This window comes from Myxococcus virescens, from assembly GCF_900101905.1.
Lineage (GTDB): Bacteria > Myxococcota > Myxococcia > Myxococcales > Myxococcaceae > Myxococcus > Myxococcus virescens.
Map to the genome: position 1 here is coordinate 220422 of NZ_FNAJ01000006.1, position 20362 is coordinate 240783.

General features: G+C 68.9%; 17 protein-coding genes. 10 read left to right on the forward strand and 7 right to left on the reverse strand.

From position 1 onward, the window contains the following. Positions 1-9 precede the first annotated feature (9 nt). On the reverse strand, positions 10-1257 hold the full coding sequence (locus tag BLU09_RS19500) for a phospholipase D-like domain-containing protein (RefSeq protein ID WP_090491057.1): 1248 nt from the start codon (positions 1255-1257) through the stop codon (positions 10-12). Positions 1258-1403: 146 nt separating this feature from the next. On the opposite strand from BLU09_RS19500, the gene BLU09_RS19505 reads away from it, so the two are divergent. Together BLU09_RS19505 and BLU09_RS38810 are read left to right on the forward strand one after the other, a co-directional pair. Then, positions 1404-2132, forward strand: a complete 729-nt coding sequence (locus BLU09_RS19505; protein WP_244171862.1) for a hypothetical protein — start codon at positions 1404-1406, stop codon at positions 2130-2132. Between the two features lie 155 nt (positions 2133-2287). Next, positions 2288-2455 (forward strand): hypothetical protein, encoded by a 168-nt coding sequence (locus tag BLU09_RS38810; RefSeq protein ID WP_167371117.1) that lies wholly within the window; start codon positions 2288-2290, stop codon positions 2453-2455. A gap of 97 nt (positions 2456-2552) precedes the next feature. Here the strand turns inward: BLU09_RS38810 and BLU09_RS19510 are convergent, their stop codons facing one another. Then, positions 2553-3773 carry an ABC transporter permease gene (locus BLU09_RS19510; RefSeq protein WP_090491059.1) on the reverse strand — a complete coding sequence of 407 codons (1221 nt, stop codon included), beginning with the start codon at positions 3771-3773 and terminating at the stop codon, positions 2553-2555. 19 nt (positions 3774-3792) lie between these two features. Next, positions 3793-5019 (reverse strand): ABC transporter permease, encoded by a 1227-nt coding sequence (locus BLU09_RS19515; RefSeq protein WP_090491060.1) that lies wholly within the window; start codon positions 5017-5019, stop codon positions 3793-3795. Between the two features lie 543 nt (positions 5020-5562). Here BLU09_RS19515 and BLU09_RS19520 point away from each other — a divergent pair. Both BLU09_RS19520 and BLU09_RS19525 read left to right on the forward strand, forming a co-directional pair. After that, the gene (locus BLU09_RS19520; RefSeq protein ID WP_090491061.1) at positions 5563-7314 is read left to right on the forward strand and encodes an MDR family MFS transporter; all 1752 of its coding nucleotides are present in this window, start codon (positions 5563-5565) and stop codon (positions 7312-7314) included. Positions 7315-7323: 9 nt separating this feature from the next. Then, positions 7324-8250 (forward strand): phosphotransferase family protein, encoded by a 927-nt coding sequence (locus tag BLU09_RS19525; protein WP_090491062.1) that lies wholly within the window; start codon positions 7324-7326, stop codon positions 8248-8250. Positions 8251-8258: 8 nt separating this feature from the next. Here the strand turns inward: BLU09_RS19525 and BLU09_RS19530 are convergent, their stop codons facing one another. From BLU09_RS19530 to BLU09_RS19545, 4 genes are all read right to left on the reverse strand, one after another. Continuing rightward, entirely contained in the window at positions 8259-8585 is a 327-nt protein-coding gene (locus BLU09_RS19530; RefSeq protein ID WP_090491063.1) for a hypothetical protein, read from the reverse strand. A 188-nt stretch (positions 8586-8773) separates the two neighbouring features. Beyond that, complete coding sequence (locus BLU09_RS19535) at positions 8774-9544, reverse strand: hypothetical protein (protein ID WP_090491064.1); 771 nt, start codon at positions 9542-9544, stop codon at positions 8774-8776. Further along, positions 9541-10710 (reverse strand): hypothetical protein, encoded by a 1170-nt coding sequence (locus BLU09_RS19540; protein WP_244171863.1) that lies wholly within the window; start codon positions 10708-10710, stop codon positions 9541-9543. Before BLU09_RS19540 ends, BLU09_RS19535 begins: the two co-directional genes overlap by 4 nt. Positions 10711-10795: 85 nt before the next feature. After that, positions 10796-12301: a M20/M25/M40 family metallo-hydrolase gene (locus BLU09_RS19545; protein WP_090491066.1), complete on the reverse strand. Its 1506-nt coding sequence runs from the start codon at positions 12299-12301 to the stop codon at positions 10796-10798. A gap of 451 nt (positions 12302-12752) precedes the next feature. Between BLU09_RS19545 and BLU09_RS19550 the strand changes: the two genes are divergently transcribed. The 6 genes from BLU09_RS19550 (at position 12753) to BLU09_RS19575 (ending at position 20339) form a co-directional block, all read left to right on the forward strand. Further along, positions 12753-14426 (forward strand): DUF262 domain-containing protein, encoded by a 1674-nt coding sequence (locus BLU09_RS19550; RefSeq protein WP_090491067.1) that lies wholly within the window; start codon positions 12753-12755, stop codon positions 14424-14426. A 1-nt stretch (position 14427) separates the two neighbouring features. After that, positions 14428-15657, forward strand: coding sequence for a type II toxin-antitoxin system HipA family toxin (locus tag BLU09_RS19555; RefSeq protein ID WP_090491068.1), 1230 nt, complete (start codon positions 14428-14430; stop codon positions 15655-15657). Between the two features lie 13 nt (positions 15658-15670). Continuing rightward, positions 15671-16417 carry a class I SAM-dependent methyltransferase gene (locus BLU09_RS19560; RefSeq protein WP_090491069.1) on the forward strand — a complete coding sequence of 249 codons (747 nt, stop codon included), beginning with the start codon at positions 15671-15673 and terminating at the stop codon, positions 16415-16417. Positions 16418-16582: 165 nt separating this feature from the next. Beyond that, the gene (locus BLU09_RS19565) at positions 16583-18859 is read left to right on the forward strand and encodes a hybrid sensor histidine kinase/response regulator (RefSeq protein WP_186817687.1); all 2277 of its coding nucleotides are present in this window, start codon (positions 16583-16585) and stop codon (positions 18857-18859) included. A 42-nt stretch (positions 18860-18901) separates the two neighbouring features. After that, positions 18902-19978, forward strand: a complete 1077-nt coding sequence (locus tag BLU09_RS19570; protein WP_090491071.1) for an amidohydrolase family protein — start codon at positions 18902-18904, stop codon at positions 19976-19978. Beyond that, on the forward strand, positions 19971-20339 hold the full coding sequence (locus tag BLU09_RS19575; RefSeq protein ID WP_090491072.1) for a metal-sulfur cluster assembly factor: 369 nt from the start codon (positions 19971-19973) through the stop codon (positions 20337-20339). Before BLU09_RS19570 ends, BLU09_RS19575 begins: the two co-directional genes overlap by 8 nt. Positions 20340-20362 lie beyond the last annotated feature (23 nt).

Sequence of the window (20362 nt, forward strand, 5' to 3'; positions counted from 1 at the left end):
ACTGCCGCGTCAGAGATAGTTGCCGATGAACCACGGCAGCCGCTCGCCCAGCTTCTGCAAGAGCCCGCGCCGCTTCCACCCGCTCCAGTGGATTTCTCGCGAGTGGCGTAAATCTTTCTCAAAAGATGCGGCGAGCTGCGCCGCCAGCGTCGGGTCCTCCACCACCACCGAGCACTCCTCCAGCGTCGTCAACGCCAGCGGGTCCATGTTGGTGGAGCCCACGACGGACAGGGAGTCATCCACGAGCATCGTCTTGGAATGCATCATCGACAGCTCGTACTCCCAGATGCGCACGCCGCCCTCCAGCAAGCGCGCATAGGACGCCCGCTGCGCCGCGTGCACGGGCCCCACGTCATGGTGCCGCCCGGGCACCAGCACCCGCACGTCCACGCCTTGCTTCACCTTCTCCAGCAACATGTCACTGATGGCGTCGGAGGGAATGAAGTAGGAGTTCGCAATCCAGAGCCGCTCCTTCGCCGCCGCGATGGTGAGCAGCGTCATCCGCCGCGCGTCCGACAGGAAGCGGTTGTCCGTGCTGGCCACGAAGCCCGCGCGCGCATCCCCCGCGTAGCGAGGCTCCGGGAAGTCCGTCGCCGGCAGGAAGTCTCCACCCGCCTCCTGCCAGTTCTGCGCGAAGGCGACCTGCATCTCCCGCACAGCCGGGCCCTCCACGCGGATGTTCATGTCGCGCCAATAATCCGCGCCCTGCGCATTGCCCATCCAGCTCTTCCAGATGCCCCAGCCGCCGGTGATGCCCACCTCGCCATCCCGCACCACCATCTTCCGGTGGTTCCGCGCCCGGAGGCGGACCGCGTCCAGGGCCACGAAGTCGCCTTGGATGGGCCGGAAGTAGCGCGCGTCACAGCCGCTGGCCGCCAGCGCGGGAATCACCGCCTCGAAGTTGACGCTGCCCAATGGGTCCACGAGCACGCGGCACGCCACCCCGGGCCGCCGCGCCGCCAGCGCCCGCACCAGCCGGTCCGACGGCTCACCGGGCCGCCAGATGTAGCTGGTGATGTGGATGCTGGTGCGCGCGGCGAGAATCTCCTCCTCGATGGCGTCGAAGATGAAGCCGTTCTCCACCAACTCCACGCGGTGCCCTGGCACCAGCGCCACGCCCAATGACTGGAAGAACGCGAGCGAGCGCGCCTCCGGGCTGCTCCCCGGCAACGCGCGCAGGCGCAGGTCATGCCGGTGATTGGGAGCGGGACACCCGGCGGCAATCAACACCACGGGCACGAGCCAGGCGAGCTTCACCGCCGGAAACTAAGCGCCCATGGCCCGCGGCGCACCTGCCGATGTCGCACGCAAGACACCCCGAGACGCGCGGCGGGCACATCTCCACCGTGAGGGTGGAAGCCACCGCCCCGCGTGCGCACCTTCGGGACACACCGCGTGTCGCCATGCCCAACGTGCCCTCACACCGACGCCCCATCACCGCGTGCACGCTGCTGCTGGGCTGCCTGCTGTCCGCCGTGAGTCACGCGGCGGACGCGGACGCACCGCTGCGCGACACGCCACCTTCTGAAGCACGCGCCAGGTACCTGGACACGCCCGACGCTCCGTCACCGGAAAGAGCCGCCGTGCCCACGTACATCGAGCCGGAGGACATCCCGCTCCCCAAGGGCGCATGGGTGGCGCACGGCGGGCTCGCGTTGCTTCCCGCAGCCGGCGTCTGGGGCGCCAGCCGCGTGGGCGGGGACACGCGCGTGGGTGCCACCGCGGCGGAGACGGCGGCGGGAATGCTCCTGGGCGCCATCCCCTCGCGGCTCCTCTTCTTCCGTCCCGCGGCGCCCAGCCCGGGGCGGTGGATGGAGCTGGAGACCGTGGCCTTCGGCGGCGGCTTCCTGCTGACACCGCCGCTGACGGCGCTCGGAACGTGGGGCCTGGGCGAGCTCGCCTTTGGCGAGAGTCACCATCCGGGCCGCGCCTACCTGGGCGCGCTCGGCGGCGCGGTCCTGGGCACGCTGCTGGGCGTCATCGTCCACGAAGCCCTGGTGAAGCTGTCCAAGCCCAGCGCCCGCTTGAAGAGCAGCCGTCAGCTCGTCGGCCTGGGATTCATCGGCGTGGGCGCGACGTTGGGCTATCAATGGGCAGGCGGCGGACCTCGCCCAGACGGACACACGCGATAGTTCTGCTGCGTCTGTTTCCACACGCACGCGTTGTGCACCGCCCAAGTCCTTGCAGTCTCAGACGCAGTGCGTGTGACATGCGGGGCATTGTGATTGTCAGACCCGGGCTCCACACTCCGCCGCGCTGTACGGACACCGCTGTTGGAGAGACCGCAATGACTGCTCGCAAGCACCTCCGTATCGCCGTCGTCCTCACCGCCGCCGCCGTGCTGGGCCTGGGAATCACCATGACGCCGGCCACGGCCGTCGCCGATGACTGCCAGCCGCCCTGCTACAAGCACCCCATCACCGGTGAGTTGATTTGCGGCACCCCGTGTCCGTAATCCCCGGACACACGTGCTGAAACACCTGGGGCCTCTTCCGCACCGCGCGGAGGAGGCCCCGTTTCATTCCCAGCCACCCTGCGGCACTGACGTGGCGTCAGTCCGTCCGCATGGCCTCCACGGGGTCCAGCTTCGCGGCGCGCGCGGCCGGGTAGATGCCGAACAGCAGGCCCACGCCGCTGCTCATGGCCAGCGACAGCATCACCGCCCAGGCCGGCACCTGCGCGGGCAGCCCCACCATCCACTTCGCCAGCTGCGCCAGGCCCATGCCCAGGCCCACGCCCAACGCGCCACCCACCAGCGACAGCACCACCGCCTCGATGGCGAACTGCGCGAGGATGCGGCGCTTCTTCGCGCCCAGCGCCTTGCGGATGCCAATCTCCCGGGTGCGCTCCGTCACCGCCACCAGCATGATGTTCAGGATGCCGATGCCGCCCACCAGCAGCGACAGCATGCACACGCCGAAGCTGGCCGCGGAAATCACCTTCGAGATGTTGTTGAACATCTCCGTGGCGCTCTCGTTGGAGAACACGAAGAAGTCATCCTCCTCCAGCGGCTTCAGGTTGTGGCGCCGCCGCATCAGCAGCGTCACCTCGTCCTGCGCGCGCTGGAGCACCTCCGCCGACTGGGCCTGGACGCTCACCCGGTAGTTGCGCACCCCGAACAGCGCCTTGTAGACGGACAGCGGCATCATCACCTGGTTGTCCTGGCTGCCTCCGCCCATGAAGCTGCCGCGGCGCTTCAGCGTGCCAATCACCTGGAAGCTGCGCCCCAGGATGCGGATGTTCTGCCCCAGGGGCTGCACGCCCGGGAACAACGTGTCCGCCAGGTCCTGGCCAATCACCGCCACGCGGCGGCCATCCAGGTACTCCGCGTCCGTGAAGGGCCGCCCGAACTCCACCACCACCGAGTTCGTCTGGAAGTACTCCGGCGTGCCGGCCCAGATGGTCACATTGGGGCGCGACTCGCGCTGCGGCGTGGACACCTTCTGTCCACCCTTGGAGTCCTCCGCCGCCGCCAGCAGCACCGACGGCTGCAACCGGATGGCCTCCAGGTCGCCCTCGTTCAGCCGGGGCCGCCGCGCCAGCTCCGCCAGGGACAGGTTTCCGCCGAAGGGCAGCCGCTGCACCTGGAAGCAGTCGGAGCCCAGCTCGGACATGCTCTCGTTCACCTGGATGCGCAGGCCCTCGATGAGCCCCATCATCGACACCACCGTGGTGGCGCCAATGACGATGCCCAGCAGCGTCAGGAAGGAGCGCAGCAGGTTGGAACGGAACGTTCCGAACGCCAGCCGCAGGGTGTCCCAGATTGCCATCATCGCCGCCGTCTCCCGTCCGTCACTCGTGGCGAAGCGCTTCCACCGGGTCCAGGTTCGCCGCCCGCGCCGCCGGCCAGATGCCGAACAGCAGCCCCACCATCGCCGCGAACCCCACGCCCGCCACCACCGTCAGCGGCTCCACCGCCGCCGCCAGCGGCGTAATCAAGGACACGATGCGCGCCAGTCCCAGGCCCACCACCGTCCCCAGGGTGCCGCCCAGGGCGGACACGCAGGAGGCCTCCATCAGGAACTGGAGGATGATGGTGCGCTTGCGGGCCCCCAGCGCCCGCCGGACGCCAATCTCCCGCGTCCGCTCGCGCACCGACACCAACATGATGTTCATGATGCCGATGCCGCCCACCAGCAGCGTGATGAGGCCCACGCCCATGGCCGCGCCATAGAGCGCCCCGGTGAGCTGCGCGTACATGCTGGCCAGCTGGTCCGGCCGGTTGATGGCGAAGTCGTCCGGCACTCCCGGCGGCGTGTTGCGCTCCCGGCGGAGCACCGCGGTGAGCTTGTCCACCACCGCTGGCGCATGCTCCGGCGACGTGAGGGCCACCGCGATGTTGGGTGAGCGCTTCTTGCCGAAGTGCGCCAGGAAGGTGCGGGAGGGCACCACCACCACCAGGTCCTGGTTCTCTCCCAGGATGGTGCCCTTGGCCTCCAGGGTTCCCACCACGCGGAAGGGCTTGCCCTCGAAGAGGATGCGCTGCCCCAGCGGGTTCACTCCGGGGAAGAGCGAGCGCACGAGCTCCGCGCCGATGACGGCCACCTGCGCCCGGTTGTCCACGTCCGCGTGGGTGAGGAAGCGGCCCCGCTCCAGGGTGAACGAGCCCACCGTGGCGTAGTCCGGCGTGGTGCCCACCAGCAGCACCGAGCCGATTTTGCGGTCCAGGAAGCGGCCCTCCACGCGCTCGAAGAAGAGCGGCGCCGCGGCCAGCACGTGCTCGGACGCGTTGAGGATGGGCGGCACCAGGTCCGCGCTCAGGTCCTTGCGGTTGCGGTACGACCACCAGTCGCCGTTGAGCGTCCAGGGGAACTTCGAGATTTGGAGCGTGTTGGCGCCAATGCTCGAAAGCTGGTCCTCGAAGGAGCGGTTGATGCCCTGGATGATGCCGACGATGGCCAGCAGCGTGCACACCCCCACGCCAATGCCCACCGTCGTCAGCACGGTCCGCAGGCGGTTGGAACGGAGCGAGAACAGCGCGATGCGCGCCCCCTCCCACACATCGACCCGGATGCTCACGTCAGATTCTCTCCGCTGCGTTGCACGTCGCGCTGGTTGGTACGGGCCTCGGAACGGGTGATTGCACGCGACATTCCCTCGGTGCAAATCCAGTGTGCTGGAAATCCGTCTGGGCCCCCGCGCGAAGCTGTCCTCGGCCCGCCAGTGTAGGTGTCCCACTCCCAGGACGTGCCGGCCCCCACCCCCGGCATGCACCCGCGTGGCCGCCCCTGTCTCCGTGCAGGGTAGGACGGACCGGCAAGGGAGGCCGGCGACATGGATGTCCGTTCACCCGGCGGAGCTGCTCATCCGGTCTGACCGGCGTCGGGGCGGTCCCTCGCGGCGTCTGGGATTGGACGGCCGGAGCGTAGACCGTTCACTTCACAGAACGCGAAACGCTTGCCTGGCGAGGGGCATCCGCCTCTCGGCGCCAGAACGGCCACAACCTTGCCGCCGCAGGGGAACACCCGGGGCCACAAAGGGGCGTCACCGGTGGCCGTCTGGTAGGAGTATCCCCACCTTCCCCCTGGCACCCCATCCATGTCCCGGGAGCCACCGCGACACATGGCCCCGTCCGCCGCTCCCGCCACCGACGATGCGCCGCCCGCCTTCCCGGCGTTCACGCGCTCCCAGAAGGTCTTCACCCTGCTGGGTGCGGTGCTCGGGCTCTTGCTCGCCGCGTTGGACCAGACGATTGTCGCCACCGCGGGACCGGCCATCCAGGCCGACCTGCGAATCCCCGCCTCGCTCTACCCGTGGCTCACCACGTCGTACTTCGTCGCGTCGACGACGATGGTGCCCGTGTGGGGCAAGCTGTCGGACCTGCTGGGCCGGCGCGCGGTGTTGGCCGCGGGCATCCTCATCTTCCTCGCGGGCAGCTTCCTGTGCGGGGTGGCGCGCTCCACGGTGGCGCTCATCCTCTTCCGCGCCGTGCAGGGGCTGGGCAGCGCGGCGCTGTTCACCGCCGCGCTGGCGGTGGTGGCCGACCTCTTCGAGCCCCGTGAGCGCGGCAAGTACCAGGGCCTCTTCGGCGCCATGTTCGGCCTGTCCAGCGTGGTGGGGCCGCTGGCCGGTGGGTTCATCACCGACCACCTGGGCTGGCACTGGGTGTTCTTCATCAACCTGCCCGTGGGCGCGGTGGCGCTGGCGCTGGTGCTGTCGCGCATGCCACGGCTGAAGCCCCAGCGTGACTCCCGAGGCGGACTGGATTTGGTGGGAGCGTTCGCGCTCGCGGTGGCGCTGGTACCGCTGCTGCTGGCGCTCAGCCTGGGGCAGACAGACGGCGGCGACTGGGCCTGGACGTCGTGGCGCATCCTGGGGCTGTTCGCGCTGTCGGCGGTGGGCCTGGTGGCCTTCCTCTGGGCGGAGCGGCGCGCGCCCGAGCCGCTGCTCGACCTGACGCTGTTCCGCCTGCGGGCCTTCAGCGCGGGCAACGCGGCGGTGTTCATCGTCGGCGGGGCGTTCCTGTCGGGCGTCGTCTTCCTCCCGCTGTTCATGGTGAACGTGGTGGGGCTGTCGGCGACGCGCTCGGGGCTGACGGTCATGCCGCTGACGCTGGGCGTGGTGGCGGGGAACGTGCTGAGCGGGCAGCTCGTGTCCAGGGTGGGTCGCTACAAGGCGCTGCTGCTGGGCTCGCTGGTGCTGCTGATGGCGGGCTTCGCCGTCATGGCCTTCACGCTGACGCCGGACTCCACCCAGGCGGAGGTGACGGCGAAGATGGTGCTGGTGGGCCTGGGGCTGGGGCCTTCGATTCCGCTCTACACGATGGCCATCCAGAACGCGGTGCCGCCGGACCAGATTGGCGTGGGCACCGCGGCGGCCACGTTCTTCCGGCAGCTGGGCATGACGTTGGGCGTGGCGCTGCTGGGGACGGTGTTCGCGTCCACGCTGTCCTCGGAGCTGGAGGCGCGCATGGCGCAGGCCACGTCGGCGCTCCCGGACTCCGTGAAGGCCGAGGTGACGCGCGCCGCGCCGGGCGTCAGTGGCGAAGGCGGACCCACCGGGCAGGTGTTCCGCGCGGATGAGGTGAAGGCGCGGGTGCGCGCGGAGTTCGACGCCGAGCGGCGCCGTGCGGAGACAACGGCCTCTCCCGAGGCCCGGGCGAAGGTGGACGCAGACGAGCGGCAGGCACTGGCGGCGGTGGACGCGGCGGACCGGGCGCTGAAGATGGCGTTCACTCGCGGCGTCTCCGCCGTGTACCACGTGGCCCTGTTCATCGCCGGCGCGGCGCTGCTGGTGACACTGTTCCTTCCGGAGCAGCACCTGCGCCGCAAGCGCCGGCGCATCGAGTCGCGTGCCAGCGCCCCGGAGCAGTAGAGTCGCGGCATGGCTCACGACGCGGAACAGCCACCCGCGCTCACGGACGCGGAGGCCGCCGAGCGCATCCACGCGCGCTTTCCCTCACTCGCGACGGCACGGGTCGTCCGCCTGGGGGAAGGCACGGACCATCAAGCCTTCGAGGTGGAGGGACGCTACGTCTTCCGCTTCCCCAAGAGCAACGAAGCCGCCGAGCACCTGAAGTGGGAGGCGCGCCTGCTGGCGTGGCTCGAACCCCGGCTTCCCCTGCCGGTCCCCGACTACCGTTTCCTCGCGCACCCTGCCGCCGACCTCGCTGCGGGCTTCGCGGGCTACGAGAAGCTCCCAGGGACACCCGCGCTCCTCGTCGAGCCTGAGCGGCTGGACCTGTCGGACCTCGGCCGCAGGCTCGGCGCCTTCCTGGGAGCGCTCCATGCGCTCGACCCCGCCGAAGCCGATGCGCTCGGCGTGCCGGCGGACGACGACCCGGAACTCGAAGCGTGGTCGGCCGCCGCCGTGGACGATTTGCGGCTCGCCGTCGAACACGGCCATGTGGAACGGCACCGGGCGGCGGATTGGGAGCAGCGGCTCAGGGTGCGTCCCACGGAGGGACGCGGCGCGCCCCGGCTGGTCCACGGCGACTTCGCCGCGGAGCATGTCCTGGTCGATGCCCACGGCGCTCCCACGGGGGTCATCGACTGGAGCGATGCGTGCGTCGGAGACCCCGCGAGGGATTTCGCCGGACTGCTCCACTGGGGCGGAGCGCCCATGCTGACCGCCGCGCTGGAGACGTATGGCGCGATCAGTCCCGCCATCCTCACGCGGGCGCGGTGGTTCGCCGCCTGCCGCGCGGTGGCCGACATCGCCTTCGGCCAGACGCAGGGACGGCCGGAGTACATCGCCGCCGGGCAACGGGCGCTCACCGGACTTGAGGAGCACCCGCCCTTCGACGCGTGACGCGCGGCTCAGGAGCCGCTGCAACGAACCTGGATCGGGTGGCTCTCCAGCACCACGCACTCCCCGCTGCTGCACTTGAACAAGTCACAGATTTCAGGGGACTGGACGCAGCGGATTTCGGGGCCCGAGCCCAGGTTGAACGAGGCGCAGGAGAGGCCCTCGGGGCATTGCTTCTGCTCCCCGATACACGCCGGGCCGAGCACCTGGCCCTCCTTCAACGACAGCCTGGACTCAGCCTCCGTGGGCACCTCGCCCTCGGCGCCACGACAGCCCGCCAGAATGAACGCGGCGATGACCCACTTCAGCCCCGGAACACGCGTGCCTTGCTTCATCATGAATGTCCTCCCACGAACCAGTGACTGTCCGAGCTGAGCAAGACACACGCCAACGCAGACGATGCGCGTAAGCTGAGCAGCCACCCGTGTGACGCCGACGACGCCATGCTCCAAGGGGTGCCTCGGAAATCCAAGGGCCCCGAAGCCACCCTCAGTTTCCCGAGGTCTTCGACTGACCAGAAGTGAGCTTAGAGATCCGCGAACAAGTCGACGACCGCCTGAGCAAGCAAAGCCCGGTCGACCTCTTCGAGCCCTTCTGCATAGGCAATGACATCCAGCACACCTGCGGCATCCGTGCTCCAGAACAAGCGCTGCAGTTTGGCACGGAGCGCCTGCCCTTCCTCGCCGGCCTGCTTCAGTGATGCGCGCACGTCATCCAGCCCCACGAGCTTGACGTAGGCAAAGATGTCGAAGCAGTCCTTGGTCTCCGTTGGCCGCTGCTCCAACTTGGCGCGAACCTTCATCGAGAGGAATCCAACTGCGTCCGGCAGCCGGATTCGCAGCGAGGTCTCTCCCATGGGAAGAGACACGAGCTGACTTCCACGCAGCGCCAGCCGCGCATCCGGCAGCGGCGTCATGTTCGTGGGGAGTTGTTCCAAATCGACTCCAGCAGGTGCGAACAGGTCGAGGTGCATCACCCCTCCCGGAAGGGTTTTCGACCACCGAAAACTGCGCGTTCGCTCGTACCCCCGGAGCTTGAGGACCTCAGGTAGACGCTCCGCCCCGAATTCGGTGCCATCCATGTCGAAGAGCAGATCAGGCTCGTGGGAATAACCACGCTCAATCACGGCGCCTGTGTCGGTCGTGACGGCGATGACCCCCGACCCACCCTTGCGGAGCGACTCCAACGCGAGCACCTGCCCGCCGATGAGCACGACGTTCCAGGAGAGATCTCCCAGTTGCAGCAGGAGTTCACCCAGTTCTCGCAGAATCTCTTCGAACTGCTCCTGCTCGGTCATGGCGCTTCCTCTGAAATGGGCAGCGCCCGTGCGAATCGCTGCACCAATTCATCCGCCTGTTCCTTGCCGCGCCCCCCACTTTGATGGAAGTCCACGGTCAACTGAGGCAACGCCACACCCAGGCCATGAGGAAGCGTTCGTGGCGAAAAGAAGACCCCTCCGGCATCCGTCTCAGCCGAGGGCTCCGCCCGTAGCACCCAGAAGTTATGGGGCATCAGACGGCGCAGCCCGAAGGCTTCGACAGCCGCGTCGATAGAGCCCGTGAGATAGAGCCCGTGAGGCAGTCCCGACACGAAGCGCTCCTCAGGCAGCAAGGCGCTCGCCAGCGTGTAGATGCCCCGAATGCCTTGGGCCCTCAATCGCTCAAGGCCCTTCCCCAACAACTCCGGCGTGGTGGAAGGTGCGTTGAAACCGTCCAGGGTCACGGAGGTCTTCTCGCCACTTGCCATCCACGCCCTCAGCAGGCGCACGGGAGCCCTCAGCCGAAACCCACTCCGCTTGCCGACCGGCTCGACATACCCATCGAGCACGAGGTGACGGACGACGCCGTACGCATAGGAGTAACTGGTCTGCGTCCGCTCCGACAACGCGCGGACCGTCTGCGCTTCTCCCGGCGACTGCAACAGGGTCCGGACGATGCGGCACCCCTTCCCGTGGAACACCGGCTCACGGGGACGCCGCTGCGACGGTTCGCGCCCCTGTACACGAATGAAGGTGCTGCCTGAGCGCAGGAAGAACGTTCCTCGCTGATCGACCAACGCGACGTCTTCTTGCTCACAGGCCGCGATGACTCCAGCTGACGCGGAATCCGTCGCAATCATCGGGATGCGGACAACGGGCAGGCGCTCGGCAGTCCCATCCCGCTGGTCCAGCGCCACACTCGCCGCGCGCAGACGTTCCCGAAGTGAGTGCACGTCCGCCGGGAGCAACGGCGCGCGGTAGGCCATCAGGACCGGCACTCGTACCTGGGGGAGAACCACCTCGGCGAGCTCATAGATCGCCTGCCCACCAGGCCCTCTGCGCGGCAACAGGAAGACATCTTGGCGCAGGAGCTCCACCCCCCGAGGCAACCGGAGGTCCTGCTTCCAGAATGCTTCTCGAAACTCCGCGGTCGAGTCCATCAATTCTGTCGATAATACATAGATATGCGCAAAATACGTGCGCATATTGGCCGTAAACGACCAATATCGACAAAATTAAAGAATCATGAGGTCCAAGGGCGTCCCGGCTGGCCTCCCCCCAAGCGGCCCCTTAGTTCCCTGAGGTCTTCGACTGCTGCGCGGGCGCGGTGACTGGCGCGGGTCCACGCGGCGCCGGCGCCTCGGGGCGCGTGAGCGTGCCGGGCATCTCCGCCAGCGCGTACGTCATCCACGCCACGGCGGCGGTGCTGCGCGCCAGGTCCTGCGGGTCCACCTTGTCCAGCGTGTCCGCCTCCGTGTGGTGCACGTCGAAGTAGCGGCTGCTGTCCACCTCCACGCCGAAGAAGGGCACGCGCGCGGGCATCAGCGGGCTGATGTCCGCCCCACCCGCCTCGCGCGGGGAGAACTGCGTCACGCCCAGCGCCGTCAGCGGCGGGAGCCACGGGCGCAGCAAATCCTGTCCACCTTCGCCCGCGCGCACGCTGACGCTCACGGGCCGCCCGCCGCCCGCGTCCATCTCCAGCGCGCCCACGTGCCGGGGCAGCTCCGCCGCGTGCGCCTCCGCGTAGGCCCGCCCACCGCGCAGGCCGTTCTCCTCGTTCATGAAGAGCACCACCCGCACCGTGCGCCGGGGCGCCTGCGGCAGCTTCGCGATGAGGCGCGCGGCCTCCATCACCATCACCACGCCCGCGCCGTCGTCATGCGCGCCCGTGCCCACGTCCCACGAATCCAGGTGCGCGCCAATCAGCACGATTTCCTGCGGCTTCTCCCGGCCGCGAATCTCCGCCACGACGTTGGAGGAATCCGCGTCCGGCAGCTCGGAGCTGCCCAGCATCAGCTTCACTCGCACCGGGCCGCCCGCCAGCAGCCGGTGGAGCAGGTCCGCGTCCTCCGTGGCCACCGACGCCGCCGGAATCCGCGGCCCCTCACTGGGGAAGTTCGTCGCGCCCGTGTGCGGCGTGCGCAACGACGCCGTGGCCAGCGAGCGCACCAGCGCGCCCACCGCCCCGTGCTTCGCGGCGGCGGCGGGGCCTCGTGAGCGCAGCCCCGCGAAGCGCCCGTAGTCCGAGGCCACCGTCATGGTGTGGTTGAAGAAGACGAACTTCCCCTTCACCGCCGCGCCCAGCGACTCCAACTGCTCCAGCGACGTCACCTCCACCACCTCGGCGCTGAGTCCCTCGGGCGCGGTGGGCGGGCTGCCGCCCAGGGCCAGCAACGCCAGGGGGTGTCCCCGCGTGCGCTCGGAGGCCAGCACCTCGCCGGACGCCTCGCCTCGCACCCAGTGCGGCACCTTCACCGGCTCCAACCACGCCTTCACCCCGTCGGCCTTGAAAGAGCGCAGCGCCCACTGCACGGCGGCCTCGGCGCCCGGCGACCCCGACAGGCGCGGGCCAATGCCGTCCGTCAGCTCGGCGAGCCGCGCATAGGCATGGCCATCCGTGAGCGCGGGACCAATGAGCTTCTCCGCGGTCGCCTGCGCGTACACGGGCGCGGCGCGCTTCGCGGTGGCGGAGGGCTTCGCGGGGACGGCCTTGGGCGCCGACTTCGCGGCGGGTGCGGCTCCCGACAGCAACTGGAGCGCGAGGGAAGCGGGCAGGATGAAGGTGGCGACGGGCAAGGGGCCTCCAAGGGGAGGCGCTCACTCTCCGTCGAGCCCCTGGGCCTCGCAAGCGACGGTGAGCGTCACCACCGCAAGGAAACGGATAACGCCCGTGCGTCCTGCAGGCATGGAACCGAGGGGCGGAGCGAGAATCCCAGGGGCCACCGCGCGCCGAGAGGGGGAACGCGGCGCGCGGGGCTCAACTGGGACTTCCACGACGGTGTCGCTTTTGGGGGAGGCAATCACCGCCGCCGCGTCTCACTCCGAAGAGGAAACGTGGACGGCATGTTGAAGGGCGAGCGAGCGCCCGTCAAGCACGCGCCCCCTCCGAGCCCATAATCGAACATTCACACCCGGTGAACACAGACGATTCCACTGTCACTGTCCAAATCAGGCGATTCCCGAGGGCAGCCACCGGAAGGCGGGCATCCCGTGCGGGGCGTGTTACAGGCCGGGCAGAGGTAAGCGCATGCAATCCACCCTGACGCGGCGGCCCCAGGCGACGGCATTCAGCATCGAGGACCTGCTGGACCGCGTCCGGCGAGGTGAGGTGCGGCTGCCCCACTTCCAGCGGCCCCTGCGCTGGGAGGCCGGCGATGTGAGGGATTTGCTCGACAGCGTGTACCGCGGCTATCCCATCGGCACGCTGCTCTTCTGGAAGCGCGAGGCTCCCGCCGCCAGCGTGAGCTTCGGCCCGGTGCGCATCGACGCGCCTTCCCACAGCCAGGCGCTGTGGGTGGTGGATGGACAGCAGCGCATCACCGCGCTGGCCGCGGTGCTCCTCCACCCGGAGCAGGAGCCCGCCGCGCGGGACGGCTTCACGCTCTTCTTCGACCTGGACACACACGAAATCGTCCAGCCCGCGCACGGCGAGCCGACGCCTCCACACTGGCTGCCACTCAACCGGGTGCTCGACAGCGAGCAACTGCTGGGCTGGCTGGACCGCTACCCGGGGCGCGAGAAGAACCCGGAGCACGTGCGCGCGGCCATCCGTCTGGGCAAGGCGGCGCGCGAGTACCAGATGCCCGCGTACGTCGTCGAAGCCGCGGAGGAGAAGACGCTGCGCATCATCTTCAAGCGGCTCAACACCTCCGGAAAGCCGCTCACCGACGACGAGGTCTTCAACGCGCTCTACGGCGGCACCGCGGGCTCGCGGCTGCCCAACCTGAAGGCGCTGGCCACCAGCCTGCTGGAGCTGGGCTTCGGCCGCATCGATGAATCCCTGCTGCTCAAGGCCGTGCTCGCGGTGCGCGGCCTGGACTTCACCCAGGACTTCCAGAAGCAGCTCCGCGAGGAGGACGACCTCACGCAGACGTTGCTCCAGACGGAAGCGGCCCTGCGCAGCGTCATCGTCTTCCTCAAGCGCGACGCGGGAATCCCCCACGGGCGCCTGCTGACGAACCCGCTCTACTTCGTGCTGCTCGCGCGCTTCTTCCACCTGCACCCGGAGCCGTCGCCGCGCACCCGGGATTTGCTCGCGCGCGGGTTCTGGCGCGGCAGCCTGGTGGACAGCTTCCTCGACAGCCGGGCCCTGTCGCCGCAGGAGCTGCTGGCCGCCATCGGCCCCGACGAGGAGCAGTCCGTCCAGTCCCTGCTGGCGCAGGTGCGGCCCCTGTCCGACGAATGGCTGGCCCAGCACGCGCAGCCCGCGACGTTCGGCCTCGCGCTGCGCTCGCGGGGCATGGCCCTCAATGCCTTGTACGCGCTCCAGCCGCGGCACCTGCGCACCGGCGCCCTGCTGGAGCCATCCCAGCTCTTCAGCGACACCGACCCCGCCAGCCTCAGCCCCGTGCTCAAGTCCCTCACGGTGCAGGAGCCCGACGCCGAGCTGAAGCTGGACCCCGCGCTGTACCGCTCCTTCCTCTACACCCCCGCCAACTACCTGATGCACCCGCCCCTGCCCGGTCAGCCCCTGCTGGACGTGCTGCGGGACGAGCCCGCGCCGCCACCCGAGGTCCTCCAGAGCCAGGCCATCACCCCCGCCATGCGCGACACGCTGCGCGAGGGCGGCACGCTCGAATTCCTCATGCAGCGCATGGAGCTCATCGATAGACACATCATCGAGTTCCTGCGGGCCCGCACCCGCTACGAGGAGTCGGACCGTCCGTCCCTCCAATCGCTGGTCGTCGAGGAGGAGGACTGACTTGGAGCCCACCCGCACCACGGCCGGAATCCTCGACGTCCACCTGGGCGACGTCCACGTCGGCACGCTGACGCTGCTGGAGGACGAACGCATCGAGTTCGTCATCGCGGAGGAGTACCGCCAGCGCTACCCACGCCCGGTGCTGGGACAGATTTTCGAGGACGACCTCTCGCGCCGCCACGTCAGCCGCCTGCGCCTGCCTTCGTACTTCTCCAACCTGCTCCCGGAAGGCACGCTGCGCGAGCTCATCGCCGAACGCGAGCAGGTGGCCCGCCAGCGCGAGTTCTTCCTCATCGCGCGGCTGGGTGAGGACCTGCCCGGCGCCATCGTCGTGCGGCCCGCCAGCGTGCTGTCGCTCAGCGGAATGGAGCCGCTGGAGGAGCCCCAGCCGTCCCACGCGCCGCAGGAGCAGGAGCCGCTGCGCTTCTCGCTCGCGGGCGTGCAGCTCAAGTTCTCCATGCTGCGCCGGGACAAGGCGATGACGCTCCCGGCGGGCGGACGCGGCGGCAACTGGATTGTGAAGCTGCCGGACAACCGCTACGACCGCGTCCCGGAGAACGAGTTCTCCATGATGACGTGGGCCCGCGCCGCCGGCATCACCGTCCCCGAGGTGGCGCTGCTGGACGTGGCCGACATCCAGGGACTGCCCGAAGGCATCACCCTGCGCGAGGACGTGGCCTACGCCGTGCGCCGCTTCGACCGCCCCGAACCCGGCCGCCGGGTCCACATGGAGGACCTGACGCAGGTGCTGGGGCTGTACGCGGATGAGAAGTACAAGAAGTACAACTACGAGACGGTCGCCAACGTCATCTACAAGGTCGCCGGACTGGACGCGCTGCACGAGTTCCTGCGGCGGCTGGTGTTCATCGCCGTCATTGGCAACGGGGACGCGCACCACAAGAACTGGTCGCTGCTCTACCCGGACGGCACCCGCGCCACGCTGTCACCCGCGTACGACCTGGTGTCCACGCTCCAGTACATGCCGGCGGACACGCTCGCGCTCAACTTCGCGAAGTCGAAGCGCTTCGAGGACATCTCCCTGGGCAGCTTCGAACGGCTGGCGCGCAAGCTGGCGCTGCCCCCCAGCGACGTGCTGCCGGTGGTGACGTCCGCGGTGGAAGCGTCGCTCGACACCTGGTCCTCGCTCCACGCGCAGCTGCCCCTGCCGGAGGAGAGCCGCCGCCGCATCGAAGCCCACTGGAAGCGCGTGCCCCTGCTCCAGGGGCACTGAACCGGAGCCCGCCATGAGCGAAGACGCCTTCTTCACCGTCTATGACAACCTGCCCCGTCACGGCCCTGGCAGCGACGACTGCACCCGGGAGGCCCTGCGGCGGCTGCCTCCGCTGCCACCGCACCCGCGCGTGGTGGACCTCGGCTGTGGCGCGGGCGCGCAGACGCTGGTGCTCGCCGAGGCGCTGCGCACCCGGGTCATCGCGGTGGACCTGCACAGGCCCTTCCTCGACCAGCTCCAGGCGCGGGCGCGCGAGCGGGGCCTGGACGCACTCGTCGAAATTCAGCAGCAGGACATGGGCGCGCTGTCGCTGCCCGAGGCTTCCTTTGACCTCCTCTGGTCCGAAGGCGCCATCTACCACCTGGGCTTCGGTCCGGGACTGCGGCGCTGGCGCCCGCTGCTCGCGCCCGGCGGCCTGGCTGCCGTCACCGAATGCACCTGGCTGACCGATGAGCGCCCCGACGAAATCGCGCGCTTCTGGGGTGAGGTCTACCCCACCATGGGTACGGTTTTGGAGAACCGCGCCGCCGCGGAAGCCGCGGGCTACGAGGTGCTCGACACCTTCACCCTCCCCGCCTCCGCATGGTGGGACACCTACTACACGCCCCTGCTCCAGCGCGTCGCACACCTGCGCGCCCACGGCGACGCGTCATTGGAAGACGCGCTCTCGGCCGCCGAGCAGGAGACCCGCCTCTATCGCCAGTACGAACACACCTACGGCTACGTGTTCCATCTGCTGCGCAACCCGTCAGCGCTTTGACTCCGCGTATGAGCGGCCTCATCCATAAAATCAGGACATGCAATTTTTCCACAAATAGTGTCTATGTCCTGGAAAGCGCAAAGGCATCTACGAACACCTCGCATGCCATGACCCGGCCTTCCCCCCAAGCCGGCGTTGGCTGCGCCCTGGCAACCCAAGGGAAGCATGTCGACCGAGCAGTGGGCCCACCGCTTCTTCGAGCTGTCCACGGAGCCCTACGTCATCCTGGGCCGTGATGGCGTGTTGCTCGAAGCCAATCCTGCCTTTGGCCACCTGGTGGGCCTGTCTTTGACGTCACTGCGTGGCATGGCCTTGCAGGATTTCATCCCCATCGAAGACGCCGCCGGCCTGTTCGCGCATCTGGGTTCCACAAGCCCCACCTCGCGCACCTGTCGCTGGCGCCGGCCGGATGGGTCCTGGCTGCCTCTGTCCTGGCGCATCACCGCCGCATTGGAGTCGGAGCCGCTCTACTGCACGGTGCGGCAGGCCGAGGAGCCGTCCGCCGCGCCCTGGCCAGAGAGTGACTACCTGCCCTTCGGCCTCTACCTGGTCGACATCCGCACGCGCCGGGTCCACTACGTCAACCACCGCTTCTGCCAGCTGTGGGGCATCACCGCATTGGAAGGCGCCATCCAGCGGGGTGAGCTCTCCCATGACGAGGTGATCCACCACTGCCTCAAGGCAGGCGACGCGGCGGAGTTCCTGCGCCTGTGCGCGGCCCCGGACCAGGGCTGCGTGCCGGGCCTGGTGGAGGACGAAGCCAGGATGTCGGATGGACGCACCCTGCGGCGGCTGTCCACATCCTCCTCGGTGGCGGGGGACGCCATGCGCTACCGGATGTTCGCGTTCGAGGACGTCACCGAGAGCAAGCGCACGCAGGAGGCGCTGCGCCGTTCAGAGGAGAGCTTCCGCAGGCTCATCGACCGGGCGCCCGAAGGCATCTTCGTGCACACCCAGCGGCGCTTCATCTACGCCAACCCCACGCTGCTGCGGGCCCTGGGCTACGACGACCCGGCCGAGCTGATGGCCAAGCCCATCTGGAGCATCGTCCATCCGGATGACCTGGAGCTCGTGAAGGACCGCGTGCACACCGCGGCCGTGAAGGGCGCGCTGGCCCCGCTGCGGGAGGTCCGCTACCTGCGGCGCGACGGCACCTGGTACGACGCGGAGAGCGTGGGCATCCCCATCGAGTTCGACGGACACGAGGCCGTCGTGGTGATGGCGCGCGACATCACCGAGCGCAAGCAGGCGCAGTCGCAGCTCCTGCAGAACGACCGCATGGTGCTGGCCGGCACGCTGGCGGCGGGCGTGGGGCACGAAATCAACAACCCGCTGACCTACGTCATGGCCAACCTGGCCTCGGCCCTGGAGTCCGTGAGCCGCCTGGGCGCGGAGCTGACGCGGGCCGGAGAGCGCGGACCCAGCAGCGTGGCGTGGCCCGCGACGCTGCATGACGCGGAGGCCCTGCTGAAGGAGGCGCAAGAAGGCGCCATGCGCGTGCGCAACATCGTGCGGGACTTGAAGTTCATCTCCCGTCAGGATGAGGAGCGGCGCGAAGCGGTGGACGTGCGGCAGCCGCTGGACTTCTCCATCAACATGGCCGCCAGCCAGCTGCGTCACCGGGCGCGGCTCATCAAGAAGTACGAGTCCGTCCCCCGCGTATACGCGGACGGCTCGCGCCTGGGCCAGGTGTTCCTCAACCTGCTGGTGAACGCGGCGCAGGCCATTCCCGAAGGCAACGCCGAGGAGCACCACATCACCGTGTGGGTCCGCGCCGGTCCACCGGGCATCGTGCTGGTGGACGTGAGCGACTCCGGCTGCGGCATGACGCCCGCGGTGCTCTCCCGCGTCTTCGACCCCTTCTTCACCACCAAGCCCGTGGGCAAGGGCACGGGGCTGGGGCTGTCCATCTGCCACAGCCTCATCCGCAAGCAGGGCGGTGACATCACCGTCCGCAGCGAGCTGGGCCAGGGCACCACCTTCACCGTCACCCTGCCCACGGCGCCGGACGCCGTCCCCGCCCAGGCCGCGCCGGTGGCACCCGCGCCCCACGCCGAGCGGCGGGGGCAGGTGCTGGTGATTGACGACGAGCCCGCGGTGGGCCGCTCCCTGGCGCGCATCATCGGCATGCGGCACCGAGTGACGGTGGTGAACAATGGCGAGGACGCGCTGGCGGTGCTGACGTCGGGCGCGCCCTTCGACGCCGTCTTCTGCGACCTGATGATGCCGGGCATCTCCGGCATGGACGTCTACGAGCGCGTCCGCGAGCGCGGGGATGGCATCGCCGAGCGCTTCATCTTCATCACCGGCGGCTCGTACACCACGCGGGCCCGTCAGTTCCTGGAGCGCGTGCCGAACCTGCAGATTGAGAAGCCCTTCGACGTGGAGTCGATTCATCAAGGCCTGGGACAACTCCTGGGTGCCTCTCGTGGTAGCGAATGACGCCGGGCGTCCTCCCGGCCCAACTGTGAAAGGAGTCCTCGGGTGATTGACGGCAACTTCGTCATCGATGCGGTGACACACGCCTACAACCTCCATCCCACGAACTACCGCGCCGGCAAGTACGCCGAGTCGCTCGCGGGGCTCATCTGGGGGCTGCACAGCGGCCTGTCTGGGGACACGCACCGCGTCCCCACGTCGGAAGGCTTCCTGAAGAACTGGTCCGTGAAGGAGCTGGCGCACCTGCTCTTCGTGGAGAGCGGCGTCGACCTGGCGGTGCACCACGTGCTGCCGCTCCAGACGCTGTACCACGACGGCCTGTGCTCCTATGAGAAGACGCTGGAGATTCACCGCAACTATCCCCACCGCTTCCTGGTGTACGCGGGCGTGGACCCGCTGCGCGGCACGGCGGCGCTGGATGACTTGGAGCAGCAGTACGAAACGCTCAAGCCCAGCGGCCTGAAGCTCTACCCGGCGGCGTGGCTGGGCGACAAGTTCCGCCACACGGGCTGGCGCATGGATGACCCGACCATCGCCTTCCCGCTCTTCGAGCGGGCACAGAAGCTGGGCATCAAGAACATCGCCGTGCACAAGGGCCTGCCCATGGGCGCGGTGCCGCTGGAGCCCTACAAGGTGGATGACATCGGCGGGGCGGCGGATGCCTTCCCCGACCTGAACTTTGAAATCGTCCACGGCGGCATGGCCTTCCTGGACGAGACGGGCATGCAGCTGTCGCTGTTCCCCAACGTGTATGTGAACCTGGAAGTGACGGGCGCGCTCATCGTGAAGCGTGAACGCTGGTTCGCCGAGTCCCTGGCGGCGCTGCTGAAGTGGGCGGGCCCGGAGAAAATCATGTGGGGCTCCGGGACGGTGTTCAGCCACCCGCACCCGGCGCTGCACAAGTTCTGGCATGAGTTCCAACTGCCGGATGACCTGGTGCAGGTGGCGGGCATGCAGGTGACGCCGGACGTGAAGCGGATGATTCTGGGCGGCAACTACGCGCGCTACGCGGGCGTGGACGTGGAGTCGGTGAAGAAGAAGATCGCCAACGACAAGTTCGCCAAGCTGAGGGCGCGCGGCGACATCCAGCCGTACGGCTACCGGGAGAGCCTGTATGAGTGAGCAGGCCCTGCGCGAGCGCATCCAGGACATCCCCGACCCGTGCAGCTGCGCCACGGGCGTGCCGCTGGGCATCGGGGAGATGGGGCTGATTGAGTCGGTGAAGCGCACGGAGGGCCAGGTGACGGTGCGCCTGCACATCACCTCGCCCATGTGCATGATGGCCGCCTACTTCATGCGGGAAATCGAGCAGCGGTTGCTGACGGTGGAAGGTGTCACCGCGGTGAACGTGGAGTTCGACCACGACCTGAAGTGGACGCCGCAGGACATCGAGCCGGAGGCCCGCCAGCGGCTCGCGGCCAAACGCATCACCATGCTGGGTGGCCGCCTGCTGCCCCAGGACTCGGCGCAGCGCCGCTCCTGAGGGGTGCTGCGGCGCTGGCGGGA

What these genes read in the sequence shown, in the direction of transcription:
- BLU09_RS19505 (WP_244171862.1), top strand. Translation starts at nt 1,404, where the DNA reads ATGCCCAACGTGCCCTCACACCGACGCCCCATCACCGCGTGCACGCTG.
- BLU09_RS19560 (WP_090491069.1), top strand. Translation starts at nt 15,671, where the DNA reads ATGAGCGAAGACGCCTTCTTCACCGTCTATGACAACCTGCCCCGTCAC.
- BLU09_RS19575 (WP_090491072.1), top strand. Translation starts at nt 19,971, where the DNA reads ATGAGTGAGCAGGCCCTGCGCGAGCGCATCCAGGACATCCCCGACCCG.
- BLU09_RS19530 (WP_090491063.1), bottom strand. Translation starts at nt 8,585, where the DNA reads ATGATGAAGCAAGGCACGCGTGTTCCGGGGCTGAAGTGGGTCATCGCC.
- BLU09_RS38810 (WP_167371117.1), top strand. Translation starts at nt 2,288, where the DNA reads ATGACTGCTCGCAAGCACCTCCGTATCGCCGTCGTCCTCACCGCCGCC.
- BLU09_RS19535 (WP_090491064.1), bottom strand. Translation starts at nt 9,544, where the DNA reads ATGACCGAGCAGGAGCAGTTCGAAGAGATTCTGCGAGAACTGGGTGAA.
- BLU09_RS19520 (WP_090491061.1), top strand. Translation starts at nt 5,563, where the DNA reads ATGGCCCCGTCCGCCGCTCCCGCCACCGACGATGCGCCGCCCGCCTTC.
- BLU09_RS19565 (WP_186817687.1), top strand. Translation starts at nt 16,583, where the DNA reads ATGTCGACCGAGCAGTGGGCCCACCGCTTCTTCGAGCTGTCCACGGAG.
- BLU09_RS19525 (WP_090491062.1), top strand. Translation starts at nt 7,324, where the DNA reads ATGGCTCACGACGCGGAACAGCCACCCGCGCTCACGGACGCGGAGGCC.
- BLU09_RS19550 (WP_090491067.1), top strand. Translation starts at nt 12,753, where the DNA reads ATGCAATCCACCCTGACGCGGCGGCCCCAGGCGACGGCATTCAGCATC.
- BLU09_RS19540 (WP_244171863.1), bottom strand. Translation starts at nt 10,710, where the DNA reads ATGCGCACGTATTTTGCGCATATCTATGTATTATCGACAGAATTGATG.
- BLU09_RS19510 (WP_090491059.1), bottom strand. Translation starts at nt 3,773, where the DNA reads ATGATGGCAATCTGGGACACCCTGCGGCTGGCGTTCGGAACGTTCCGT.